Source organism: Gordonia paraffinivorans, assembly GCF_900683595.1.
GTDB lineage: Bacteria > Actinomycetota > Actinomycetes > Mycobacteriales > Mycobacteriaceae > Gordonia > Gordonia paraffinivorans.
Genome location: NZ_CAACYD010000007.1, coordinates 1,587,124 through 1,610,007, shown reverse-complemented (window position 1 = coordinate 1,610,007; position 22,884 = coordinate 1,587,124). Strand labels below are relative to the sequence as shown.

Genomic DNA, 22,884 nt, shown 5'->3' with positions numbered 1-22,884 from the left:
CGGTGCCGGATCACTAGTCCCGACTTTCGTCCCTGCTCGACATGTACGTCTCACAGTCAAGCTCCCTTGTGCACTTACACTCAACACCTGATTGCCACCAGGCTGAGGGAACCTTTGGGCGCCTCCGTTACCTTTTAGGAGGCAACCGCCCCAGTTAAACTACCCACCAGGCACTGTCCCTGAACCCGATCAGGGTCCGAGGTTAGAAGTCCAATACGATCAGAGTGGTATTTCAACAACGACTCCACCAACACTGGCGTGCCGGCTTCACAGTCTCCCACCTATCCTACACAAACCGTACCGAACACCAATACCAAGCTATAGTGAAGGTCCCGGGGTCTTTTCGTCCTGCCGCGCGTAACGAGCATCTTTACTCGTACTGCAATTTCGCCGAGTCTGTGGTTGAGACAGCAGAGAAGTCGTTACGCCATTCGTGCAGGTCGGAACTTACCCGACAAGGAATTTCGCTACCTTAGGATGGTTATAGTTACCACCGCCGTTTACTGGGGCTTAAATTCTCAGCTTCGCGGACGAATCCACTAACCGGTCCTCTTAACCTTCCAGCACCGGGCAGGCGTCAGTCCGTATACATCGTCTTACGACTTCGCACGGACCTGTGTTTTTAGTAAACAGTCGCTTCTCTCTGGTCTCTGCGACCCACACCAGCTCCCACCGCAAGGGTGTTCACCAGCCTGGGTCCCCTTCTCCCGAAGTTACGGGGGCATTTTGCCGAGTTCCTTAACCACAGTTATCTCGATCGCCTTAGTATTCTCTACCTGACCACCTGTGTCGGTTTGGGGTACGGGCCGTGTACCAACTCGCTAGAGGCTTTTCTCGGCAGCATAGGATCATGGAATTCGCCTCAACGGCTACGCATCACCTCTCAGGCATCACGAGACACGGATTTGCCTATGCCTCGCCCTACAGGCTTACACCAGTACAACCACTAACTGGCCCCACTACCTTCCTGCGTCACCCATCGCTTGCCTACTACCAGCCGAGGTCCCACGCATCACCCCACCGGGCACCCGAAGGCGCCTCGGAAAGGATCTGGATGGTTAGTACAACTGATTCAGCATGGGCGCGGATACACGGGTACGGGAATATCAACCCGTTGTCCATCGACTACGCCTGTCGGCCTCGCCTTAGGTCCCGACTCACCCTGGGCGGATTAGCCTGGCCCAGGAACCCTTGGTCATCCGGCGGCAGAGTTTCTCACTCTGCTTTCGCTACTCATGCCTGCATTCTCACTCCCACACCCTCCACCACTAGATCACTCTGTGGCTTCCACGGATGCAGGACGCTCCCCTACCCACCCACACACCTGGCCGGCCCTCCGTAGAGAACCGACAAGCTAACGTGTGAGTGCCGCGGCTTCGGCGGTGTACTTGAGCCCCGCTACATTGTCGGCGCAGGACCACTTGACCAGTGAGCTATTACGCACTCTTTCAAGGGTGGCTGCTTCTAAGCCAACCTCCTGGTTGTCTTCGCGACCCCACATCCTTTTCCACTTAGTACACGCTTAGGGGCCTTAGCCGGCGATCTGGGTTGTTTCCCTCTCGACTACGAACCTTATCGCCCGCAGTCTCACTGCCACACTCTCACTTACCGGCATTCGGAGTTTGGCTGACGTCAGTAACCCTGTGGGGCCCATCGGCCATCCAGTAGCTCTACCTCCGGTAAGAAACATGTGACGCTGCACCTAAATGCATTTCGGGGAGAACCAGCTATCACGGAGTTTGATTGGCCTTTCACCCCTACCCACAGCTCATCCCCTCCATTTTCAACTGAAGTGGGTTCGGGCCTCCACGACGTCTTACCGTCGCTTCACCCTGGCCATGGGTAGATCACTCCGCTTCGGGTCTAGACCCGGCGACTCAAACGCCCTATTCAGACTCGCTTTCGCTACGGCTACCCCACACGGGTTAACCTCGCCACCGAGCACTAACTCGCAGGCTCATTCTTCAAAAGGCACGCCATCACCCACCCTCCAAAGGAGGCACAGGCTCTGACGGATTGTAAGCGTCCGGTTTCAGGTACTATTTCACTCCCCTCCCGGGGTACTTTTCACCTTTCCCTCACGGTACTAGTCCGCTATCGGTCACCAGGAAGTATTCAGGCTTACCGGGTGGTCCCGGCAGATTCACAGCAGATTCCACGAGCCCGCTGCTACTTGGGAGAACATCACGCAAGACCATGTGCTTTCAGCTACCGGACTCTCACCGTCTACGGCAGACCATTCCAGGCCACTTCACCTAACACACAGTTTTCTGACTCACGCTTCCACAGGTAGATGGAAGAAGATGAACCCCACAACCCCACACGCACAACCCCTACCCGGTATCACATGCGCATGGTTTAGCCTCCTCCGCTTTCGCTCGCCACTACTCACGGAATCACTATTGTTTTCTCTTCCTATGGGTACTGAGATGTTTCACTTCCCCACGTTCCCCCCACACAGCCTATACATTCAGCTGGTGGTAACACGACATCACTCGTGCTGGGTTTCCCCATTCGGACACCCTCGGATCACAGCTCGTTTGACAACTCCCCGAGGACTATCGCGGCCTACCACGTCCTTCATCGGCTCCTGGTACCAAGGCATCCACCGAACGCCCTTACACACTTACAACAACACCTACAAACAACCCCCACACACAGAACCACAAAGGGCCCTGCACACGAGGATCGAATGTAGACATCACCAAAAACTCAAAAGTTTTCTGCTCAATCACACACCAACAACACCAGCCACCCCCACAAGGGGCCGCCAGCCTTGCCGGCGCGAAATAAAGATGCTCGCATCCACTATGCACTTCTCAAACAACACACACCGCACCCAGCTGCATGCCTCCGCGCCCCACCACAGGACACCTCACCGACACACACCCGATCTGCAGCTCAGAGGAAAACGTGTGTTCCCTCAGAACCCCGATAGTGTGACGATCAACCCGCCGGCCTCACGACCTCAGCGGCAACCCAGATGTTTCGTCAGGCGACGAAACCCACAGGCTGTGTCTGATGTTTCACCCTCGAACACACACACGCCGCACAGACATACGCCGGCAGAAACGTGTGATGTTGTGTGCTCCTTAGAAAGGAGGTGATCCAGCCGCACCTTCCGGTACGGCTACCTTGTTACGACTTCGTCCCAATCGCCGATCCCACCTTCGACAGCTCCCTCCCACAAGGGGTTAGGCCACCGGCTTCGGGTGTTACCGACTTTCATGACGTGACGGGCGGTGTGTACAAGGCCCGGGAACGTATTCACCGCAGCGTTGCTGATCTGCGATTACTAGCGACTCCGACTTCATGGGGTCGAGTTGCAGACCCCAATCCGAACTGAGACTGGCTTTAAGGGATTCGCTCCACCTCACGGTATCGCAGCCCTCTGTACCAGCCATTGTAGCATGTGTGAAGCCCTGGACATAAGGGGCATGATGACTTGACGTCATCCCCACCTTCCTCCGAGTTGACCCCGGCAGTCTCCTGCAAGTCCCCGCCATTACGCGCTGGCAATACAGGACAAGGGTTGCGCTCGTTGCGGGACTTAACCCAACATCTCACGACACGAGCTGACGACAGCCATGCACCACCTGTCTACCAGCCACAAGGGAAGCCCCATCTCTGGAGCGGTCCGGTAGATGTCAAACCCAGGTAAGGTTCTTCGCGTTGCATCGAATTAATCCACATGCTCCGCCGCTTGTGCGGGCCCCCGTCAATTCCTTTGAGTTTTAGCCTTGCGGCCGTACTCCCCAGGCGGGGTACTTAATGCGTTAGCTACGGCACGGAACCCGTGAAAAGAGTCCCACACCTAGTACCCACCGTTTACGGCGTGGACTACCAGGGTATCTAATCCTGTTCGCTCCCCACGCTTTCGCTCCTCAGCGTCAGTTACTACCCAGAGACCCGCCTTCGCCACCGGTGTTCCTCCTGATATCTGCGCATTTCACCGCTACACCAGGAATTCCAGTCTCCCCTGTAGTACTCAAGTCTGCCCGTATCGCCTGCACGCCTACAATTGAGTTGCAGAATTTCACAGACGACGCGACAAACCGCCTACGAGCTCTTTACGCCCAGTAATTCCGGACAACGCTCGCACCCTACGTATTACCGCGGCTGCTGGCACGTAGTTGGCCGGTGCTTCTTCTCCAGGTACCGTCACTCACGCTTCGTCCCTGGTGAAAGAGGTTTACAACCCGAAGGCCGTCATCCCTCACGCGGCGTCGCTGCATCAGGCTTGCGCCCATTGTGCAATATTCCCCACTGCTGCCTCCCGTAGGAGTCTGGGCCGTGTCTCAGTCCCAGTGTGGCCGATCACCCTCTCAGGTCGGCTACCCGTCGTCGCCTTGGTAGGCCATTACCCCACCAACAAGCTGATAGGCCGCGGGCCCATCCTGAACCGCAAAAGCTTTCCACCAACCCCCATGCGAGAGAAAGTGAATATCCGGTATTAGACCCAGTTTCCCAGGCTTATCCCAGAGTCCAGGGCAGATCACCCACGTGTTACTCACCCGTTCGCCACTCGAGTACCCAGCAAGCTGGGCCTTTCCGTTCGACTTGCATGTGTTAAGCACGCCGCCAGCGTTCGTCCTGAGCCAGGATCAAACTCTCCATGAAAACCTAGCAAAACAACCAACCCACAAGAGCCGGCGTTTCAACACTAGAAGACCAGGAAAGAAAACCTGACCAATCCAAAAACCAGCTCACGCCACCCAGACGGGGCCAGATGACATGAACAAAAAATACATCAACATTCGTAAAGAATGCTCGATGCCAAAAACGGCATCAGACAATTCATCATCACACTATCGAGTTCTCAAAGAACACACACCCACCAGATACTCACCCCATCACAGGGCTTTCACCAGCCGGCTCGGTTCAGACCTTCAGACGCTCACCCCGTCTCCGGGGCAACTCTTCCAGCCTACCAGACCCGATCCCCACCCCGCAAATCCGTGGATCTGCACAGTAAGGAAGTCCGGCAACCCCAACCCACCCAGCCGAAACACAACAGGTCTCGAACCAGAAGATCAGGAGCGGTCAGCTCGAACCCGGTCTCCACTCCCCGAACCAAACCCTCACCGGGCCCTCCGGGGCGGCGCCGTGGCGCGCTGACTGGGAATAAGTTACGCAGATGCAAAGCCTGGGTCAAATCCCCAGGTCACGGCGGTCAGTTTTGCACATCGTCGCAGGTCACGGGGCCTCGCTCGCACGCCAATCGCAGTGTCGAACGCGGTTTTCCGCCGAATCGGTGAATGTGACGTGCGCCGCAAACCGTCCTTTCGGACAGGTCGTCATCCCCTCTTGGGCAGTTATGCGCAGGTCAGAGCGTTCTTACGGTCGATACATGACCGCCACGGACCTGACCTCATCCCACGCCCCGGCCGCGATGGCTCCGCTCTCCCCCACACCGGAGCCCCGCCGTCGCCGGCGTCGCCGCAATCCGGTCGTGCTCCGATTCCCCTTCGTACCCAGCGGATTCACGCGATGCGGCCTGCTCTCCTGGCGGCGGGTGGCCGGCGTCGTCCAGATCGTCCATCCCTTCGACGAGCAGACGGTCTCGGACGCCACGGTCGTCGACGGTCTCGTCGGGCTGGTCGAGGCCGGGGTGTTGAGCGGTCAGGAACAGTTCGAGTCCGCGGCGGTGGACATCATCCGCGGTTCGGCGGGCACGTCGGCCGATGCCTGGGCAGCGTTCTACGACAACTCCCTGCGTGAACTGCGCTCCGGCACTTCGGCTTTCGCACCAGTTCACCACCGGGCCCGTTCCCTCGTCGCCGGCGACAGCCTGCTGGAGGTCGGATCGTGCTTCGGATTCTTCGCTCTCGCGTGCGCGCGTGACGGCCTGCGGGTCTCCGCGTGCGACATCTCCGAAGGGGCCGTCTCCCTGCTCTCCCGTGCATCGCGCCGGCTCGGACTGCCGGTCGAGGCGAGAGTCGGCGATGCGACCCGCCTCCCCCACGACGCGAACTCCGTCGACACCGTGTCGCTGATCCATCTGCTCGAGCACCTCGACGAACCAGCGGCCCTCACCGCGATCACCGAGGCTCTTCGCGTCGCACGGCGCCGCGTCGTCGTCGCCGTGCCGTTCGAGGAGATCCCGAGCCCGCACTTCGGTCATCGGCTGCGACTCACCGAGGACGATCTGCGCCGATGGGCCGAGCGCGTCACCCACGGAGGTGCGGAGGTGTTCACCGACCACGGCGGCTGGCTGGTGCTGACCCCGGCCTGAGTCAGATCAACCCGCGCTTGCTCGCGATGTACACGGCATCGGTGCGCTTGGAGACGCCGAGCTTTCGGATGATATTGCGGATGTGGAACTTGACCGTCGACTCGGAGATGTAGAGGGTCTCCCCGATCCGCTTGTTGGACATCCCGTCCGCCAGCAGTCGCAGCACCTCCCGCTCCCGGTCGCTGAGGGTCTCGGTGGTCTCGGACTCCCCCGACACGGTGCGCAGCACCACCGCCGCGCTGCGCGGATCGAACGCGCTGCCTCCGGTGGACACCGCCTGGATCGCCCGGACCAGTTCCGTGGTGTCGACATCCTTCACCACATATCCACGCGCTCCGGCACGCACCGCGCGGACGACGAGGTCGTCGTCGAGGAAGGTGGTGAGCACCAGCGACGCCACCTCGGGGTGCCGCTGCGAGATGTCCTTGATCAGGCGCAGTCCCTCGTATTCCGTACCCGCGGACAGTTTGAGGTCGACGACCACGACGTCGGGCCGGCACGCGTTCACCTCGGCCAGCGCCGCGTCGTGCGAGCCGGCCTCGCCGACCACCTCGACCACGTCCTCGCGCTCGAGAAGTGATCGCATGCCCTCCCGGAGGAGGGCATGGTCGTCGACCAGCAGCGTCCGGATCGGTCGTGCGGCGCGCCCGCCATGGACACGCTTCGGTGTCGTCGTGTCAGGACTCACGAGAACTCCCTCGTCTGTTCCGGGGTCGGCAGGGTGGCCGCCACGCGTATACCCCCCGAGCGCGACCTGCGGATTCGCAACTCCCCGCCGAGCTCGGCGGCACGGGAGGACATGTTGGCCAGTCCCCGGTGCCGGCCGGCGGCGAGATCCCCGAGGGTGGCGGTCCGCAAGACGCGCCGCAGGTGGTCGGGATCACCGACGCCGTCGTCGTCGACCGCCAGCGACACCCGGTCGGGTGCGTAGGTGAGGGTCACGACGACCTCGGTGGCCCGCGCGTGGATGGCCGCGTTGAACAGTGCCTCGCCGGCGATCCGCAACAGGGCGTGCTGCACGTCGTCGGCCAGTTCGCGCGACCGCCCGCGGATGTGGACCGCCGTCGTGAGGTCCGGCGGCATGTGCAGGGAACAGAGTTCGGTCAGGACCTCGCGCACGCTGGGCGACGGCGCACTGGTGGCGTTGTTGAGCGCGTAGATGAACGACCGGAGCTGTTCGACCGCCTCTTTCGTCAGGCGTCCGGCCATCTCGAGCCGGTCGAGCGCGGGGCCGTCCACCAGGCCCCGGCACAGTTCGATCTGCACACCCGCCGACAGCACCGACTGCGTCACCGAGTCGTGCAGCTCGCGGGCGATCCGGGAGCGCTCCTCGTTGAGGAGGGTGGCCCGCATGGCCGCCGACAGCTCGCGTTGCGTGCGTTCGAGTTCCTCGTTGCGCGCAGCCAGTTCCGCCGCGTGGCGGTTCGTCTCGGAGAACAGCTCCGCGTTGAGCAGGGCGACGATCGCCTGACTCGCCAGGATGCGGAGGACGACGAGGTCGGTGGGATCGACCCCGCGGTCGGACGACGTCCAGGCCGAGAGCCCGCCGACCACGTGGCCGTCCAGTTCGACCGGGACGTGCACATGGTCCTCGGTGAGGATCGGCCGCTCGAGCACGGGCTCGTGTCCGCGCAGGATGTCGTTGAGGCGGTTGAGCACCTCGTCGGGCAGACCGATGGGCGGCTCGGCGACCGATGCGCCCTCGAAGGCGTACAGTCGCCCGCTGCCCGAGCTGATCAGATGCCGGGGAGCCGAGCGCTCCAGCCGACCGTCGGCGAGCCCGAACACCACCCACTCGGCGCCGAGGTGTTCGCGCACCGCCTGCACCACTGCGACCACCAGCGCCTCGGGTCCCTCGGCGGTCCGGACCAGCGCCCGCGAGATCCGCTCGAGAGCCGCCACCACGCGCCCCAGCCGCGCCTCCACCCCGCGGTACTGCGCGTAATGGCGCCCCTTGACGCTGCGCAGGCCGACCAGGCTGTCGAGGTCCGCCCGGTCGGGACGTTCCCCGGGGTCGGGACGAGAGAGCGGACCGGTCATCAGAGCGCCGCCGCATACAGGTCGCGGATCGCGGCGGACTCGGGCCGGCGCGGGTTGGTCGTCATACAGGAGTCGGCGAGGGCGTGGGTGGTCAGGCGGTCCAGATCCTCGGAGCGAACGCCCAAGGGCTGCAACGACTCCGGCATCCCCACCCGGGCCCCGAGCCCGGAGACCGCATCGGCGAGGCGGTCGGCCACGGTTCGCGCGTCGCCGTCGGCGGGCACGCCGATCGCCTCGGCGAGATCGACGAAACCGTCCGCGCACACCTCGGCGTTGTAGCGGATGACGTGGGGCAGCAGGACCGCGTTGATCGCGCCGTGCGGGGCGTCGCAGTGGCCGCCGACGGGATGGCTCATGGCGTGCGTGGCACCCAGGATCGCGTTGGTGAACGCCATCCCGGCCCGCAGCGAGGCGAGGGACATCTCGTTGGCGGCCACCTCGTCGGCGGGATCGTCGACCAGCCGTTCGAGGTGGGTCCACACCGATCGGATCGACTCCAGCGCAAGCGAATCGGTCATCGCACCGTGTGCCAGCGAGACGTAGGCCTCGACGCAATGGGTCAGCACGTCCATCCCGACCTGCGCGGTCACCTCCGGCGGCACCGTGGACAGCAGCGTCGGATCGCTCACCGACAGGTCCGGGACCAGGGAACGCCCGATGATCGTGACCTTGGTGCGCCGGGCGGCGTCGTTGACGATGCAGAACTGGGACACGTCCGCGCCGCTGCCCGCGGTGGTCGGCACGGCGACGAGCGGCGGCAGGGGCAGTCGTGCCCGGTCGATGCCCTCGTACTCCAGGATGTGGCCGCCGTTGGACGCGAGGACGGCGACCCCCTTGGCCGCGTCGATCACCGAGCCGCCGCCGAGCGCGACGAGGCCGTCGGCGTCGTGTGCCTTGTAGGCGTCGAACGCCGAGGCGACCTCACCGGCACGCGGGTTGGGTGACACGTCGACATACGACGCGGCTTCGAGGCCCGCGCCGGCCAGCCGCTCGAGAAGCATGCCGAACCACGGGGTCTGCTGCAGGCACCGGTCGCTCACCACGAGCGGGCGACGCATCCCGAGACCCGCGGTGGCCGGGCCCACCTCGTCGAATGCGCCGGGGCCGAGCACGATCTCGGGCGCGTGGAACTTGGCGACCTGTCCGGCCCCGCGCCGACGTGCGCCACCCTGCATCTATTCCTCCGTCACCACCGTCACCATCACGTCATGCCGTGCACCGCCACCCGATGGGGGCGCACACCGCGGTAACCCGACGCTACTCACCTCACCGCAGGGCCGCACCGAGTTCGTCGCAGCGTGCCAGCATCTCCGCGCCGTCGCGGACGCTGACGACACCGGAACAGTGCTCGGCGTAGTCGGCCATCGCGCAACCGGCCTGCGTCCAGTACCTCGCGGGCTCGGGCGTCACCCACGCGAGACGGTGGGCTCGTCGGGCGATCTCGGCGACGAGGTCGACCCGGGGCTCGAACCCGTTGCTGCGGGCGTCGCCCACGACGAGGACGGAGGTGCGCGAGGAGATCAGGTCCCCGAACTCGCCGAGCAGTCCGGACAGCATCCGGCCGTAGTCGCTGCTCGCCGCAAGGTCGAGACCGTCGGCCGCGAGCACGGCGGCCAGCGCCGCGTCGGCGGAACCGGCCCGCAGCGCGGTGGTGACCCGCACGGGACGGTCGACGAAGGCGATGACCTCGCACCGGTCGCCGTATCGGTGCAGGGTCTGGGCCAGACGCAGGATGAACCCGGTCACCGGCCGCACCGACAGCGAGACGTCGACCAGCACCAGCAGGCGGACCGGACCGGGCCGCGGGCGACGGCGCCACAACTGCGCCGGCACTCCGTCGGTGGCGACAGCCGCACGCAGGGTGGCGCGGATGTCGAGAGTGCCCCGGTCGCCTGGGCGGATGACCCGCCGCGGGGCTCCGCGCATCCGCTGGATCAGGCGGTGACAGGCCCGGTCGATGTCGGCCTGGTCGGTGGTGACCGACGTCGTGCGCTCGGGGGTGCCGTCCGCCAGGCCGGCCGCGTCGAGTCGCTCGGCGAAGGCGTCGACGAACGCGGCCAGCGCCGACTCGAGTTCGCGACGGCGGACGTCGTCGAGGTCGGCGTTGCCGTCCGCGCCGTAGGCACGCCGAGGGTCGTAGGCGTCGAGGGCCGCGAGGATCGCCGCGGCGCCCGACAACCCGAGGGGCTTGCTCTGCACCCGCATCGCGGCACCGGTGAGTTCGCCGACCGTCGCCGAGTCCGCCGAATCGAGCTCGACGGTGTAGGTCACTCCCCCACTCACCGCCCCGCTGTCGGGGTCGACACCGAGTTGCTCGGCACCGGCGGAGACGGTGAAGTCGTTCTCCTCCCGGTGCGCGCTCTCGCCGTGCCGCTCCCCGGCATCCGGATCGGCCTCCATGAGATGCCCGATCTCGTCGGTGTGCTCGTCGGCTCCGATCCGGCGCGCGGCGCCCTCGAACTCCTCGTCCCACACCACCTCGTCGGGGAGGTCGGCGGCGACGCCGCGCGGCCGCGGCAGGTCCTCCGGCCCGCCGGGGTCCTCGGCCGCACCGAAGAAGAAGTCGAAGGCGCGGTCGAAAGGCGCTGCCTCGTAGGCGTATTTGACGCACACGCTCCGCAGCGCGGCGCGCAGCAGCGCGAGGTCGGCGGCGCCGACGATCGCCAGGGTCCGCCGCACCTCGATGACCTCGGCCGGCGAGGCCGCCACCCCCGCCGCCCGCAGTGTCCGGCCGAACAGCACGGACATCAGGTCGAGGATCTCGACGCGGCGCGTTTCGCGCACCGTGCCGACGCGGGATGTCATGGCGGTCATCGGCTCGCGCGGGTCCCCGCGCTGCGGGCTCGTCCCGCACCGAAGGCACGAGCGGTGACCGAGCCCTGGGGCGTGGTGCCGTCGACCCCGATCTCGGTGTGTTCGGCCGCTCCCGGTGTGGCCGGGGCCGCGGCGCGGGTGAGAGCCCCGCGTGCGAGATCGAGGTCGGTCCCGAACTTGACCAGCAGCGACAGCAGCGCCGGGTCCGTCGCGTCGGGCCCGCTGCCCTCGCCTGCCCCGGTGGACTTCAGATACGACGCCGCGCGGGCCGCGTCGATGACCTCGGCGATGGACGGGCTCTTGCGCAACGGGAGATCGCGCAGGCGGCGGGCCAGGTCGACGACCTCGGCGATCACCCGGTCCTCGACCTCAGGCGCCCGAACCGCGACGATCGCGCGTTCGGTCTCCGGGTCCGGATAGTCGACCTGGAAGTGCAGGCACCGCCGCTTGAGGGCCGGCGACAGCTCCCGGGTGTCGTTGGAGGTGAGGATCACCCACGGCGACGAACGCGCGGTGAAGGTCCCGAGCTCGGGCACCGAGACCTGCCGTTCGGCGAGCACCTCGAGCATCACCGCCTCCATCGCCTCGTCGGTCCGGTCGATCTCGTCGACGAGGAGGACGGTCGGGGTCGTCGAGGTGATCGCGGCGAGCAGCGGCCGGGCCACCAGGAAGTCCTCGGTGTACACGCCGACGTCGGTGCGGGCCAGTGCCGCAGACGCCGCCGAAAGTGTCGTCTCCGCGGCCAGCTCGGCGCTGATCCGGTCGCGCAGCATCTGCACGTGCAGCAGCTGGCGGGCGTAGTCCCACTCGTAGAGGGCGCGCGAGTCGTCGAGCCCCTCGTAGCACTGCAGGCGGATCAGCTCGCGGCCCGAGGCCGCGGCGAGGGCCTTGGCGAGCTCGGTCTTGCCCACGCCGGCGGGCCCCTCGAGCAACAGGGGGCGGTCCAGAAGCGTCGCGAGATGCACGACGACGGCCAGCTCGGGACCGATGAGGTACCCCTGCCCGGACAACGCCGTCGACAGTTCCTCCACCGACTCGAAACGGTATGTGCCGTCGTCGGTTCCGGGCGCCGGCTCGGTGGGGATGTACGTCATCGACATCGGTGACCTTCCATGATGGTTCGGATGGGAGAGCCGATCCCGTGCCGGGGATGGCGGCGGGCACGGGATCGGCTGGGAAACCGGTAGCTGACTCCCAGGGTCAGTAGCTGCCGGTGAAGGCGTGCGTGACCATCGGGATCAGCGACTCGACGGTGGACTCACGCGGGTTGCCCGGGGTGCACCAGTCGCCCATCATGTGCTCGGCGATCGCGCGGATCTGCTTCTCGGAGGTGTCGATTCCCTCGCCTCGGCCCTCGTACTTGCCGGTGTTCATCCGGTTCTTCTCGTAGCTGTCGACCCGCAGCTGGCCGAAGTTGTCCGGGATGCCGAGGTCCTTGGACAGGCGGATGGCCTCCTCGACCGCGGCGTCGGCCGCCTGGACGGTGGTCATCTTCGAGGTGTCGACGCCCATCAGGGCGGCGATCTCGGCGTAGCGCTCGAAGCGGGAGGGCAGGTTGTACTCCCACACACGCGGCAGGGCGATGGCGTTGTTGAGGCCGTGGTGGCTGTCGTAGAACGCGCTGACCGCGTGCGAGAGGCTGTGGACCAGACCCAGGCCGCCGGAGTTGAACGCCTGCGCGGAGATGTACTGCGCGTACATCATCCCGGTGCGCGCCTCGAGGTTCCGCGGGTCGTACACCGCGGTCCGCAGGTGCTTGGCGATCAGCTCGATCGAGTACTTGGCGTTGCCGAGCGAGGGCGCGAAGTCGAGCCGGGACACGTACGGCTCACTCGCGTGGGCGAGCACGTCGAAACCGCAGAACGCGGTGAAGTGCTCGGGGCACGAGTAGTAGAGCAGCGGATCGTCCATGGCCAGGTCGACGAGACAGGTGTCGTCGAAGGCCACCCACTTGTGCGGGTTGTTCATGTCCGAGGTGTCGGTGATGACGTAGGCCCACGAGGTCTCCGAGCCGGTGCCGGCCGTGGTCGAGACCGCGATGTGCTTGGGGTTCTCCTTGTTGGTCGCCTTCGAGAAGCCCTCGAACTCGTTGATGTTGCGGCCGTCGTGCGCGATCACCATGCGCGCGCCCTTGGCTGCGTCATGGCTGGAGCCGCCGCCGACCGAGATGATGCCGTCGCACTTCTCCGACTGGTAGAGCGCGGCGGCGTCCATGACGTTGTAGTCCTTGGGGTTGGACTCCACCTGGTCGTAGAGCACCACGTCGACGCCCTGGTACTCGATCTTGCCGACGAGCTCCTCGATGATGCCCGAGCCGCGCAGGCCGGTGGTCATCAGCAGGACTCGGGTCATGCCGAGTTCCTTGGCCTCGACGCCCAGCATGTCGTGCGCTCCGACGCCCAGCTTCGCCTTCGGGAACGGGTGGAACTCCTTGATGGGGAAGTCCCAGATCTGGTTCAGCTCAATGGCCATGGGGATGATCTCCTTGTGACGTTCGGGTCTGCCACAACGAGAATGTCGCCCAGATCACAACGGCCACAAGGGGTCCTGACCGTCGGCGGGCAACGTCGACCCGACCGGACGGGGGTGGTACCTGTCCGATCGGACAGGTATCCGTGGCCGACGACGCACCCGGCCGATGCGCGAATCAGTCGCTCACACGCTCGATCTCGCCGCCGAGGCTGCGCAGGATCTCCACGAAGTGCGGGTAGCCGCGATCGATGTGTTCGACGTCGTGCACCTCGGTGACGCCGTCGGCCACCAGGCCGGCGAGCACCAAACCCGCGCCGGCGCGGATGTCGGAGCACCACACCGGGGCACTCGACAGACGTTCGATGCCGCGGATCACCGCGTGGTGCCCGTCGGTGCGGGCGTCGGCGCCGAGGCGCACCATCTCCTCGACGAACCGGAAGCGAGCCTCGAAAACGTTCTCGGTGACCAGCGACATGCCCTCGGAGATCGAGGCGAGCGCGATCGCCATCGGCTGCAGGTCGGTCGGGAAGCCGGGGAACGGAAGGGTCGAGACGTTCACCGCGACCGGCCGGCGGTCGTGGCGGACCCGGAATCCGTCGTCGAAGGTGTCGACCCGGGCTCCGGTGTCGACGAGCTTGTTCAGCACGAGCTGCAGGTGTTCGGGCTGCACGCCGTGGACGGTGACGTCTCCGCGGGTCATGGCGGCGGCGATGCCCCACGTCGCACCGACGATGCGGTCGCCGACGACACGGTGGGTGGTCGGATGGAGGCGCTCGACACCGATCACGGTCAGGGTCGAGGTGCCCGCCCCCTCGATCTGCGCGCCCATCTGCTGCAGCATCTCGCAGAGATCGACGATCTCCGGTTCCCGCGCAGCGTTGTCGATCGTCGTCTGCCCCTCGGCGAGGACGGCGGCCATCAGGATGTTCTCGGTGGCGCCGACCGAGGGGAACTCGAGTGCGATCGGCGCGCCGACGAGCGCGTCGGCCGCGGCGACCACGCAGCCGTGCTCGATCGAACTCGTCGCGCCCAGGGCACGCAGACCCGCCTGGTGCATGTCGAGCGGTCGCGAACCGATGGCGTCGCCGCCCGGCAGCGCCACCACCGCGCGGTGGCAGCGCGCCATCAGCGGTCCGAGCACGCACACCGACGCGCGGAACTGGCGCACGGCCGCGAAGTCGGCGTGGTACTTCGGCTCGGCGGGCGAGGTGATGGTGACCGTGTCGCCTTCCATCTCGACGGTCGCGCCGAGACCGCGCAGCACCTCCGCCATGAGCGGCACGTCGGCGATCTCCGGCGAGTTGGTCAGCACCGTGGTGCCCTCGGCCAGGAGCGCCGCCGCCATCAGCTTCAGCACGCTGTTCTTGGCGCCTCCCACCGAGACCTCACCGGACAGCCGGGCACCACCCGTCACCAGAAACCGATCGCTCACGCATGCCACCTTAGCCGCCGCCCCACCACGCCCGGTCAACGCAGTACATTCGTCGCATGGCCGTTCACCTCACCAGGATCTACACCCGCACCGGAGACGACGGGACCACCGGTCTCAGCGACTACTCCCGCGTACCCAAGACCGATCCCCGCGTCGTCGCATACGCCGACTGCGACGAGGCCAATGCGGCCATCGGGCTCGCCCTCGCCCTGGGTGGCGAGGTCCCCGAGGACATCCGCAACGTGCTGGCCACCATCCAGAACGACCTGTTCGATGCGGGCGCGGATCTCTCCAGCCCGATCGTCGAGAACCCGAAGTACCCGCCCCTGCGCATCCAGCAGGACTACATCGACGCCCTCGAACGGTGGTGCGACACCTTCGGCGCCGATCTTCCTGCCCTCGACTCGTTCATCCTGCCCGGCGGCACTCCCCTCGCCGCCTTCCTCCATCAGGCGCGCACCGTCGTCCGTCGTGCGGAGCGCTCGGCCTGGGCCGCGGTCGCCGCATATCCCGACGACACGAGCGTCCTGCCTGCGAAGTACCTCAACCGGCTCTCGGATCTGCTGTTCATCCTGTCCCGCGTCGCCAACCGCGACGCCGACGGCAACCCGGGCGACGTGAAGTGGGTTCCTGGCGGCAACCGCCCGCGCCCGCAAGACGCCTGACCCGCATCGAGACCACGAAAAACACTGCAGCCGGACCGTTTTCACGGTCCGGCTGTTCTCTGCGCCGATCGGTCAGGCGCTGCGGCGCCGCTGGGAGCGTTCCGACTGGCGTGACTCGACCCACGACTGGAACGCGGTGACCGCTCCCGGGCCCATCGCGAGTTCGTACGCGCCGTCGCCGCGTCCCTTCGTGTGCACCTGCAGGATCTGCATCCCCTCGAGGATCTCTGTCTCGGTTCCCTCCGGCCGCCGGCGCCCGGTGATCTCGATGCCCTGCCGCGGCAGCGTCACATTCGGTCCCGGACGCAGCGATGCGAGCCGGTAGTAGCGGAGCGAGTCGTCGCGGTAGTGAACCGTGCCGTGCCGCCACCCCTCGTCGACGGCGGCCGGGATGGTGCGCAGCAGGATCGGGGTGCCGGCACGCCGGAGCTTCTCGACGCGGAAGACGAGCATCGCGCCCAGGATGACGGCCACGGCGAGCAGCACGCTCAGCAACACGACCGGCAGCGACATCACCTACTCCTTCGTGCGATCCCCGGCCGGCGACGGTGCACCGACACGAATCCACCGGCGGCGGGCTTCCGCGACGCAGGAGGCGGGGACTTGGGCTGTGGGGTCAAGCATGCCAGATGACGTCTTGCAGATGCGAAACGACCTCGGCCGGCCACCGGGTGATCCCGATGACCGGCCGAGGTCGATACCGCGCGAGGCGGCGTGTTACTTCGAAAGATACTGCGCCGCAGCCAGACGAGCCTGAGCACGGTGGTACTCGGGCGTATCGGGCTCGGCCTGCTCGAGGGCCTGCTTCTCCGCGTTGACGTCCACCTTGTCGGCCCACTCGGCCGACTCGGCGAGGACCGTCACGGCATCGCCGGTGACGGACAGGAATCCGCCCTCGACGGCCGCCGCGCGACGCGTGCCGCTCTCCTCGTCGATCACCACGAAGCCACCCGGGACCAGCTGGCCCAGGAGCGGCTCGTGGTTGGCGAGGACACCGAGCTCGCCGACGGTCGTCTTCGCGATCACGAACGTCGCCTCACCGGAGTACAGGCGCGAGTCCGCGGAGACAACCTCCACGTGGAAGGACTTCTCAGCCATGGATTACCGCTACTTTCCGGCGATCTTGGCGGCGGCGGCCTCCACGTCGTCGAGACCACCGCAGCTGTTGAACGCCTGCTCCGGCAGGTGGTCGAACTCGCCCTTGGCGACCCGGTCGAAGGCCTCGATGGTGTCGGCGAGCGGCACGACCGAGCCCTTCTGGCCGGTGAACTTCTCGGCGACGAGGAAGTTCTGGCCGAGGAACTTCTGGATACGACGCGCACGGGCGACGGTGACCTTGTCCTCTTCGGAGAGCTCGTCCATACCGAGGATGGCGATGATGTCCTGCAGCTCCTTGTACTTCTGCAGGATGCGCTTGACCTCGTTGGCGACGCGGAAGTGCTCCTCGCCCACGATCGAGGCCTCGAGGATACGCGAGGTCGAGGTCAGCGGGTCCACGGCCGGGTAGATACCCAGCTGCGAGATCGGACGCGAGAGCTCGGTGGTCGCGTCGAGGTGCGCGAAGGTGGTCGCCGGCGCCGGGTCGGTGTAGTCGTCGGCGGGCACGTAGATCGCCTGCAGCGAGGTGATCGAGCGGCCCTTGGTCGAGGTGATGCGCTCCTGGAGCTCACCCATCTCGTCCGCGAGGGTCGGCTGGTAACCCACCGCCGAAGGCATACGACCGAGCAGGGTCGACACCTCCGAACCGGCCTGCGTGAAGCGGAAGATGTTGTCGATGAACAGCAGCACGTCCTGGTGCTTCACATCGCGGAAGTACTCCGCCATGGTCAGCGCCGAGAGGGCCACGCGCATACGGGTGCCCGGCGGCTCGTCCATCTGGCCGAAGACGAGGGCGGTGTCCTGGAGGACGCCCATCTCCTCCATCTCGAGCTTCAGGTCGGTGCCCTCACGGGTGCGCTCACCGACGCCGGCGAACACCGACGTACCGGAGAACTCACGCGCGATACGGGTGATCATCTCCTGGATCAGAACGGTCTTGCCGACGCCCGCGCCGCCGAACAGACCGATCTTGCCGCCCTTCACGTACGGGGTCAGCAGGTCGATGACCTTGATGCCGGTCTCGAGGATCTCGGTCTTGCCCTCGAGCTCGTCGAAGGCCGGCGGCTTGCGGTGGATGCTCCACTGCTCGCCGTCACGACCCAGGCCCGGGCTGTCCAGGCAGTCGCCGAGGGCGTTGAAGACGTGGCCCTTCACGACGTCGCCGACCGGCACGACGATCGAGCGGCCGGTGTCGGTGACCGTGGCACCACGGACCAGGCCGTCGGTCGGCTGCATCGAGATGGTGCGCACCAGGTTGTCGCCCAGGTGCTGCGCAACCTCGAGGGTCAGCGTCTTGGCGACCGAGGGAAGCGTGATCTCGGTGTGCAGGGCGTTGAACAGCTCGGGGATCGAGCCGCGCGGGAACTCCACATCGACCACGGGGCCGATGATGCGGACAACCCGCCCATCGGCGGAACCCGCCGACTTCGCGGAGGGGGTTTCTACTGCTGCGGTCATGGTGCTTGGGTCACTTCCTCTTATTTCGAAGTTTGGGTCTCGTCGTCGTGGTGGCGCATCCGGCTAGTTCGCCAGGGCGCTCGAGCCGCCGACGATCTCGCTGATTTCCTGGGTGATCTGGGCCTGACGGAGCTGGTTGGCCTCGCGCGAGAGCGTCTTGGCCAGTTCCTCGGCGTTGTCGGTCGCCGCCTTCATGGCGGTGCGGCGGGCCGCAGACTCGGACGCAGCCGAATCCAGCAGAGCCGCGTAGACGCGCGTGGCCACGTACTTCGGCAGCAGAGCGTCGAGCAGGGTGTCGGCGTTCGGCTCGAAGGTGTAGTTCCGCGAAGGCTTCTCGTCCTCGGAGTCGTCCTCCGACACGACCAGCGGTGCCACCCGACGGACCTCGGGGACCTGCGACAGCATCGACTGGAACCGCGTGTACACCAGGTGCAGTTCATCGACGCCCTCGAGGGTCCCGTCGCCGCCCGGACGCTCGACCTCGGTACCCGAGCCGGCCACGAACAGGTTCACGAGGAACTCGGTCGCGGTCGACGCATCGGTGTACTTCGGCGCCTCCGAGAAGCCCGTCCACGAGTCCGCGATCTCCTGACCACGGAAGTTGAAGAACCCGACGCCCTTACGGCCCATCACGAACAGGACGGCTTCCTTGCCCTCCTCGCGCAGCAGCGAGATGAGTTCACGGGTCGCCTTGAGCACGTTCGCGTTGTAACCACCGCACATACCGCGATCGCTGGTGACCACGAGGATCGCCGCGCGCTTGGGGTTCTCGCGCTCGGTCAGCAGCGGGTTGTCCAGTGTTCCCGCATTGCTCGCGAGCTCCGAGAGCACGGTCGTCATCTCTTCCGCGTACGGCTTCGCCGCGGCGACGCGTGCCTGGGCCTTGGTGATCCGCGAGGTCGCGATCAGCTCCTGAGCCTTGGTGATCTTCTTGGTCGACTGGACCGACCGGATGCGTGAGCGCAGCTCACGAATGCTGGCCATGAGCCCTCACCCCTTCCTTATCGCAATGTCCGTTGACGTCCGAGATCACTTGCGGATCTTGATCTCTTCGTTCTCGACGTCCTCGGCATCCATTGCCTCGGCCGCGGCCTCGTTGACCACGCGCTTGCCGTCGTGGGTGAGGTAACCCTTCTTGAACTTGTCGACCTCGGCACCCAGGATCTCAGCCTGGTCGTCGGTCAGCACCTGCCCGCCGGCGATCGAGTCGTAGACACCCTTGGCGGCGTGATGCAGGTGGCTGAGCAGCTGCGTCTCGAAGTTGCGGATGTCATCGACCGGAACCGAGTCGTAGTAGCCCTCGGAGCAGAGGTAGATCGAGATGATCTCGTCCTCGACCGAGAAGGGGCTGTACTGGTCCTGCTTGAGCATCTCCACCCAACGGGCGCCACGCTCGAGCTGGGCCTTCGAGGCGTCGTCGAGGTCGGAGGCGAAGGCCGAGAAGGCCTCCAGCTCACGGAACTGGGCGAGCTCCAGACGCAGCGAACCCGAGACCTTCTTCAGGCCCTTGGTCTGCGCGGCACCACCGACGCGCGACACCGAGGTACCGACGTTGATGGCGGGACGGACGCCCTTGTTGAACAGGTCGGACTCGAGGAAGACCTGGCCGTCGGTGATCGAGATGACGTTGGTCGGGATGAACGCCGAGACGTCGTTGGCCTTGGTCTCGATGATCGGCAGACCGGTCATCGAGCCGCCGCCCATCTCGTCCGACAGCTTCGCGCAACGCTCCAGCAGACGGGAGTGCAGGTAGAAGACGTCGCCCGGGTATGCCTCGCGGCCCGGCGGGCGGCGCAGCAGCAGCGAGATCGCACGGTAGGCCTCGGCCTGCTTGGTCAGGTCGTCGAAGACGATGAGGACGTGCTTGCCCTGGTACATCCAGTGCTGGCCGATGGCCGAACCGGTGTAGGGAGCGAGCCACTTGAAGCCGGCCGAGTCCGACGCGGGGGCCGCGACGATGGTGGTGTACTCCATCGCACCGGCCTCGTCGAGGGCGGCCTTGACGCCGGCGATGGTCGAGCCCTTCTGGCCGATCGCGACATAGATGCAGCGCACCTGCTTGGTCGGGTCGCCGGTCTCCCAGTTCGCCTTCTGGTTCAGGATCGCGTCGATGCAGACCGCGGTCTTACCGGTCTTGCGGTCACCGATGATCAGCTGACGCTGGCCGCGGCCGATCGCGGTCATGGCGTCGATGGCCTTGATACCGGTGGCGAGGGACTCCTCGACCGGCTGGCGCTCGAGCACGGTGGCGGCCTGGAGCTCGAGGACGCGACGCTCCTCGGCCTCGATGTCGCCCAGGCCGTCGATCGGCTTGCCGAGCGGATCCACGACGCGGCCGAGGAACTTGTCGCCGACCGGGACCGACAGCACGTCGCCGGTACGGCTGACCTGCTGGCCCTCTTCCAGGGTCTCGTAGTCACCGAGGATGACGGCGCCGATCTCGTCCTCTTCGAGGTTCAGGGCCACGCCGAGCACGCCGCCCTCGAACTGAAGCAGCTCGTTGGCCATCGCGCCGGGCAGCCCGCTGACGTGCGCGATACCGTCCGATGTGTCGGTGACGATGCCCACCTCCTCGCGGGAGGCCTCGGCATCGAACGACGAGACATACTGCTCGATCGCTCCCTTAATCTCTTCTGGTGAGATCGTCAACTCCGCCATGGGGTTCTCGTCTTTCCTTGATTAGCTCTGTGGCTTTATACGGCTTGGTGTGTTCGGGTGATCTGGATGGCGTCAGCGCGGCAGGGTCTCGGCCGCCTTCGCCAGCCGGGTGGCGACGTCGGCGTCGATGACCTCGTCGCCGACGCTGATGCGCAGCCCGCCGAGCAGCTCCGGCTTGACCTCGGTCTGCACCGAGATCGTGCGACCGTAGATCCCGCTGAGGACGGTCGAGAGGCGTGCGACCTGCGCATCCGTGAGGGGCGCGGCCGACTCGACGTGTGCGACGGCCTCTCCGCGACGGGCAGCGGCCAGCTCGGCCAGCTGATCCACCGCGATGTCGGCCGCCTGGCCGTGCAGCAGGCGAACGGTCGACGAGAGCAGCGACCAGGTGTGGCTGCCGACCTTCTCGCCGACCAGCTTCTGCAGGAGGTCGACTCGCTTGTCGGCGTCCTTGTTGTAGTCCGACAGCAGCGTGGCCAGCTGCGGGTTGGCCTCCAGGATGCGGCTGACCCGGAACAGCTCGTCTTCGACCTGCTCGATCACACCGTCACGCTCGGCGGCGGTCAGCACGATGAGGGTGTTCTGGCGACGCAGTGCGGCGATCAGATCGCCGGCCGAGGACCACCGCTGAACGGCGGCCTCCGCGACGACCTCGACAACGATGGGGGCGACCTTGCCGTCGAGGAGGTTGTGGACCAACTGCTTCTTGCCCGCGACGTTGTCGTCCTCGACCAGGCGCTTGCGCAGCACCGGGTTGTCACCGAGGAAGTTGACGACGGCGGTCAGATCGTCGCCCGCAGCGGTCAGCGCAGCGCTGTCGAGGTCCTTGGCGAGCTCGTCGAACTTGTCGGCGACCGCGAGCGCCGAGTCACGGCTGGCGGCACGCATCGAATGCAGGCCGACCAGCTTGGCGCTGGACGGAACCGTGTTCGATGCGCTCGAGGCCATCTGCTCGAGCTCGCCGATCACCCGGTCGATGCTGGCGGCCTGGGCCGAGCTGTCGGACAGGTGGCCGCGGACGATCTCGCCGGCCCGGTCGATGGCAGCGAGGCCGAGGTCGGCACGCAGCTGACGGACGAGGTTGGCACGCACCTGGGCAACCTGGGCTCGCCCGTGTTCGGTGATGCGCTTGACCTCGTGATCGGCCTGGGCGCGCATGTCGGCAGCGATGTTCTCGGCGTCGGCCGCCGCATCCTTCTGCATCTGCACGGCCTCGGCCTTGGCCTCGGCAACGGCCTTCTCATGTGCCTTCTTCGCTTCGGCGACGCGCTGCTTGGCGGCCTCCGCCTCGGCGAGCTGCGCACGCACCGTGTCCTGCCGGTCCCGCATCATCTTCTGCACGGGCGGGCGGACGAACTTCCACAGGAGGAAGAGGATGACGGCGAAGCCGACGAGCTGAGCGACGAAGATCTGCCAGTCGAAAGCGGCACCGATGTCGTGGAGCCAGGTCCCGATGGGTCCCTGGTCGGATTCAGTTTCAGTGTTGGCAGCAGCCATTTCTAGTTCACCGCTCCGCTCGTCGATCGGGTGTCCGTGATAGAGGCCGAGTCGACACCGAGAACACGCGCCGCGAGAGTACGGGCGAGTGCGTCCACATCGGCCGCAGCCGTCGAGGCGGCCTGCTCACCCTGAGCCGCCAGCTCTGCGCTGGTCGACTGCAGGGCGGCATCGGCCTCGGCGGTCGCTCGCTGCTTCATCTCGTTGAGCTGTTCCCGGCCCTGCGCGCGAGCCGCGTCGCGCGTGGCAGTGGCCTCACCGCGAGCCTCCTTCAGGAGTTCACGGAACTGGACGTCCGCGTCCTCGAATTCGGCGGCGGCAGCCCGATTGTCATCGGAGGTGCGGCGGATCATCTCGTCCCGCTCCTCGAGGACCTGCTGAATCGGTGGAACCACGAACTTGCGGATGACCAGCAGCAAAATCACGAAGATGAGCAGGACAACGAAGAACGTTCCATTGGGAAGTAGGAAGTTCTCTGCAGCAAGCGTCATTGTGGGGAGGTGTCGTTTCTACTC

Annotated in this window: 16 protein-coding genes and 2 rRNA genes; 2 read left to right on the top strand and 16 right to left on the bottom strand. The window is 65.9% G+C overall.

The window, feature by feature from the left end; all coding sequences use genetic code 11:
- Positions 1 to 2,632, bottom strand: a 23S ribosomal RNA gene (locus E1P53_RS20340); the annotation flags it as partial.
- A gap of 464 nt (positions 2,633 to 3,096) precedes the next feature.
- A 16S ribosomal RNA gene (locus tag E1P53_RS20335) occupies positions 3,097 to 4,620 on the bottom strand.
- A 730-nt stretch (positions 4,621 to 5,350) separates the two neighbouring features.
- Between E1P53_RS20335 and mftM the strand changes: the two genes are divergently transcribed.
- A complete protein-coding gene (gene mftM / locus E1P53_RS20330; protein ID WP_131735318.1) occupies positions 5,351 to 6,235 on the top strand; it encodes a mycofactocin oligosaccharide methyltransferase MftM in 885 nt (294 codons plus the stop codon).
- A gap of 1 nt (position 6,236) precedes the next feature.
- Here the strand turns inward: mftM and E1P53_RS20325 are convergent, their stop codons facing one another.
- The 7 genes from E1P53_RS20325 to murA form a co-directional block, all read right to left on the bottom strand.
- Positions 6,237 to 6,923: a MadR family response regulator transcription factor gene (locus E1P53_RS20325; RefSeq protein WP_109238903.1), complete on the bottom strand. Its 687-nt coding sequence runs from the start codon at positions 6,921 to 6,923 to the stop codon at positions 6,237 to 6,239.
- The gene (locus E1P53_RS20320; protein ID WP_006901334.1) at positions 6,920 to 8,275 is read right to left on the bottom strand and encodes a MadS family sensor histidine kinase; all 1,356 of its coding nucleotides are present in this window, start codon (positions 8,273 to 8,275) and stop codon (positions 6,920 to 6,922) included. The genes E1P53_RS20325 and E1P53_RS20320 overlap by 4 nt, the downstream gene beginning before the upstream one ends.
- Positions 8,275 to 9,450 carry an iron-containing alcohol dehydrogenase gene (locus E1P53_RS20315; protein ID WP_131735317.1) on the bottom strand — a complete coding sequence of 392 codons (1,176 nt, stop codon included), beginning with the start codon at positions 9,448 to 9,450 and terminating at the stop codon, positions 8,275 to 8,277. Before E1P53_RS20315 ends, E1P53_RS20320 begins: the two co-directional genes overlap by 1 nt.
- A 91-nt stretch (positions 9,451 to 9,541) precedes the next feature.
- A complete protein-coding gene (gene madC / locus E1P53_RS20310) occupies positions 9,542 to 11,089 on the bottom strand; it encodes a MadC family VWA domain-containing protein (protein WP_181954867.1) in 1,548 nt (515 codons plus the stop codon).
- Complete coding sequence (locus E1P53_RS20305) at positions 11,086 to 12,189, bottom strand: MadB family AAA-type ATPase (protein ID WP_371831013.1); 1,104 nt, start codon at positions 12,187 to 12,189, stop codon at positions 11,086 to 11,088. Before E1P53_RS20305 ends, madC begins: the two co-directional genes overlap by 4 nt.
- 100 nt (positions 12,190 to 12,289) lie before the next feature.
- Positions 12,290 to 13,561: an NDMA-dependent methanol dehydrogenase gene (gene mdo / locus E1P53_RS20300; protein WP_006901330.1), complete on the bottom strand. Its 1,272-nt coding sequence runs from the start codon at positions 13,559 to 13,561 to the stop codon at positions 12,290 to 12,292.
- 175 nt (positions 13,562 to 13,736) lie between these two features.
- Complete coding sequence (gene murA / locus E1P53_RS20295; protein ID WP_131735315.1) at positions 13,737 to 14,993, bottom strand: UDP-N-acetylglucosamine 1-carboxyvinyltransferase; 1,257 nt, start codon at positions 14,991 to 14,993, stop codon at positions 13,737 to 13,739.
- A gap of 56 nt (positions 14,994 to 15,049) precedes the next feature.
- Between murA and E1P53_RS20290 the strand changes: the two genes are divergently transcribed.
- Positions 15,050 to 15,658, top strand: a complete 609-nt coding sequence (locus tag E1P53_RS20290) for a cob(I)yrinic acid a,c-diamide adenosyltransferase (RefSeq protein WP_109238900.1) — start codon at positions 15,050 to 15,052, stop codon at positions 15,656 to 15,658.
- Between the two features lie 72 nt (positions 15,659 to 15,730).
- On the opposite strand, the gene E1P53_RS20285 is transcribed toward E1P53_RS20290, so the two are convergent.
- From E1P53_RS20285 to E1P53_RS20255, 7 genes are all read right to left on the bottom strand, one after another.
- Entirely contained in the window at positions 15,731 to 16,171 is a 441-nt protein-coding gene (locus tag E1P53_RS20285; RefSeq protein WP_006901327.1) for a DUF2550 domain-containing protein, read from the bottom strand.
- Between the two features lie 204 nt (positions 16,172 to 16,375).
- A complete protein-coding gene (locus E1P53_RS20280) occupies positions 16,376 to 16,756 on the bottom strand; it encodes a F0F1 ATP synthase subunit epsilon (RefSeq protein WP_006901326.1) in 381 nt (126 codons plus the stop codon).
- A 9-nt stretch (positions 16,757 to 16,765) separates the two neighbouring features.
- Positions 16,766 to 18,214: a F0F1 ATP synthase subunit beta gene (gene atpD, locus E1P53_RS20275; protein ID WP_006901325.1), complete on the bottom strand. Its 1,449-nt coding sequence runs from the start codon at positions 18,212 to 18,214 to the stop codon at positions 16,766 to 16,768.
- Positions 18,215 to 18,277: 63 nt separating this feature from the next.
- The gene (locus E1P53_RS20270; protein ID WP_006901324.1) at positions 18,278 to 19,198 is read right to left on the bottom strand and encodes a F0F1 ATP synthase subunit gamma; all 921 of its coding nucleotides are present in this window, start codon (positions 19,196 to 19,198) and stop codon (positions 18,278 to 18,280) included.
- A 45-nt stretch (positions 19,199 to 19,243) separates the two neighbouring features.
- Complete coding sequence (gene atpA, locus E1P53_RS20265; protein WP_006901323.1) at positions 19,244 to 20,872, bottom strand: F0F1 ATP synthase subunit alpha; 1,629 nt, start codon at positions 20,870 to 20,872, stop codon at positions 19,244 to 19,246.
- Between the two features lie 72 nt (positions 20,873 to 20,944).
- Positions 20,945 to 22,369, bottom strand: coding sequence for a F0F1 ATP synthase subunit B/delta (locus tag E1P53_RS20260; protein WP_131735314.1), 1,425 nt, complete (start codon positions 22,367 to 22,369; stop codon positions 20,945 to 20,947).
- Between the two features lie 2 nt (positions 22,370 to 22,371).
- Entirely contained in the window at positions 22,372 to 22,860 is a 489-nt protein-coding gene (locus E1P53_RS20255) for a F0F1 ATP synthase subunit B (RefSeq protein ID WP_006901321.1), read from the bottom strand.
- Positions 22,861 to 22,884 lie beyond the last annotated feature (24 nt).

What these genes read in the sequence shown, in the direction of transcription:
- E1P53_RS20260 (WP_131735314.1), bottom strand. Translation starts at nt 22,369, where the DNA reads ATGGCTGCTGCCAACACTGAAACTGAATCCGACCAGGGACCCATCGGG.
- E1P53_RS20315 (WP_131735317.1), bottom strand. Translation starts at nt 9,450, where the DNA reads ATGCAGGGTGGCGCACGTCGGCGCGGGGCCGGACAGGTCGCCAAGTTC.
- E1P53_RS20255 (WP_006901321.1), bottom strand. Translation starts at nt 22,860, where the DNA reads ATGACGCTTGCTGCAGAGAACTTCCTACTTCCCAATGGAACGTTCTTC.
- E1P53_RS20290 (WP_109238900.1), top strand. Translation starts at nt 15,050, where the DNA reads ATGGCCGTTCACCTCACCAGGATCTACACCCGCACCGGAGACGACGGG.
- atpD (WP_006901325.1), bottom strand. Translation starts at nt 18,214, where the DNA reads ATGACCGCAGCAGTAGAAACCCCCTCCGCGAAGTCGGCGGGTTCCGCC.
- E1P53_RS20280 (WP_006901326.1), bottom strand. Translation starts at nt 16,756, where the DNA reads ATGGCTGAGAAGTCCTTCCACGTGGAGGTTGTCTCCGCGGACTCGCGC.
- E1P53_RS20270 (WP_006901324.1), bottom strand. Translation starts at nt 19,198, where the DNA reads ATGGCCAGCATTCGTGAGCTGCGCTCACGCATCCGGTCGGTCCAGTCG.
- mftM (WP_131735318.1), top strand. Translation starts at nt 5,351, where the DNA reads ATGACCGCCACGGACCTGACCTCATCCCACGCCCCGGCCGCGATGGCT.
- E1P53_RS20285 (WP_006901327.1), bottom strand. Translation starts at nt 16,171, where the DNA reads ATGTCGCTGCCGGTCGTGTTGCTGAGCGTGCTGCTCGCCGTGGCCGTC.
- atpA (WP_006901323.1), bottom strand. Translation starts at nt 20,872, where the DNA reads ATGGCGGAGTTGACGATCTCACCAGAAGAGATTAAGGGAGCGATCGAG.
- mdo (WP_006901330.1), bottom strand. Translation starts at nt 13,561, where the DNA reads ATGGCCATTGAGCTGAACCAGATCTGGGACTTCCCCATCAAGGAGTTC.
- madC (WP_181954867.1), bottom strand. Translation starts at nt 11,089, where the DNA reads ATGACCGCCATGACATCCCGCGTCGGCACGGTGCGCGAAACGCGCCGC.
- E1P53_RS20305 (WP_371831013.1), bottom strand. Translation starts at nt 12,189, where the DNA reads ATGTCGATGACGTACATCCCCACCGAGCCGGCGCCCGGAACCGACGAC.
- E1P53_RS20320 (WP_006901334.1), bottom strand. Translation starts at nt 8,275, where the DNA reads ATGACCGGTCCGCTCTCTCGTCCCGACCCCGGGGAACGTCCCGACCGG.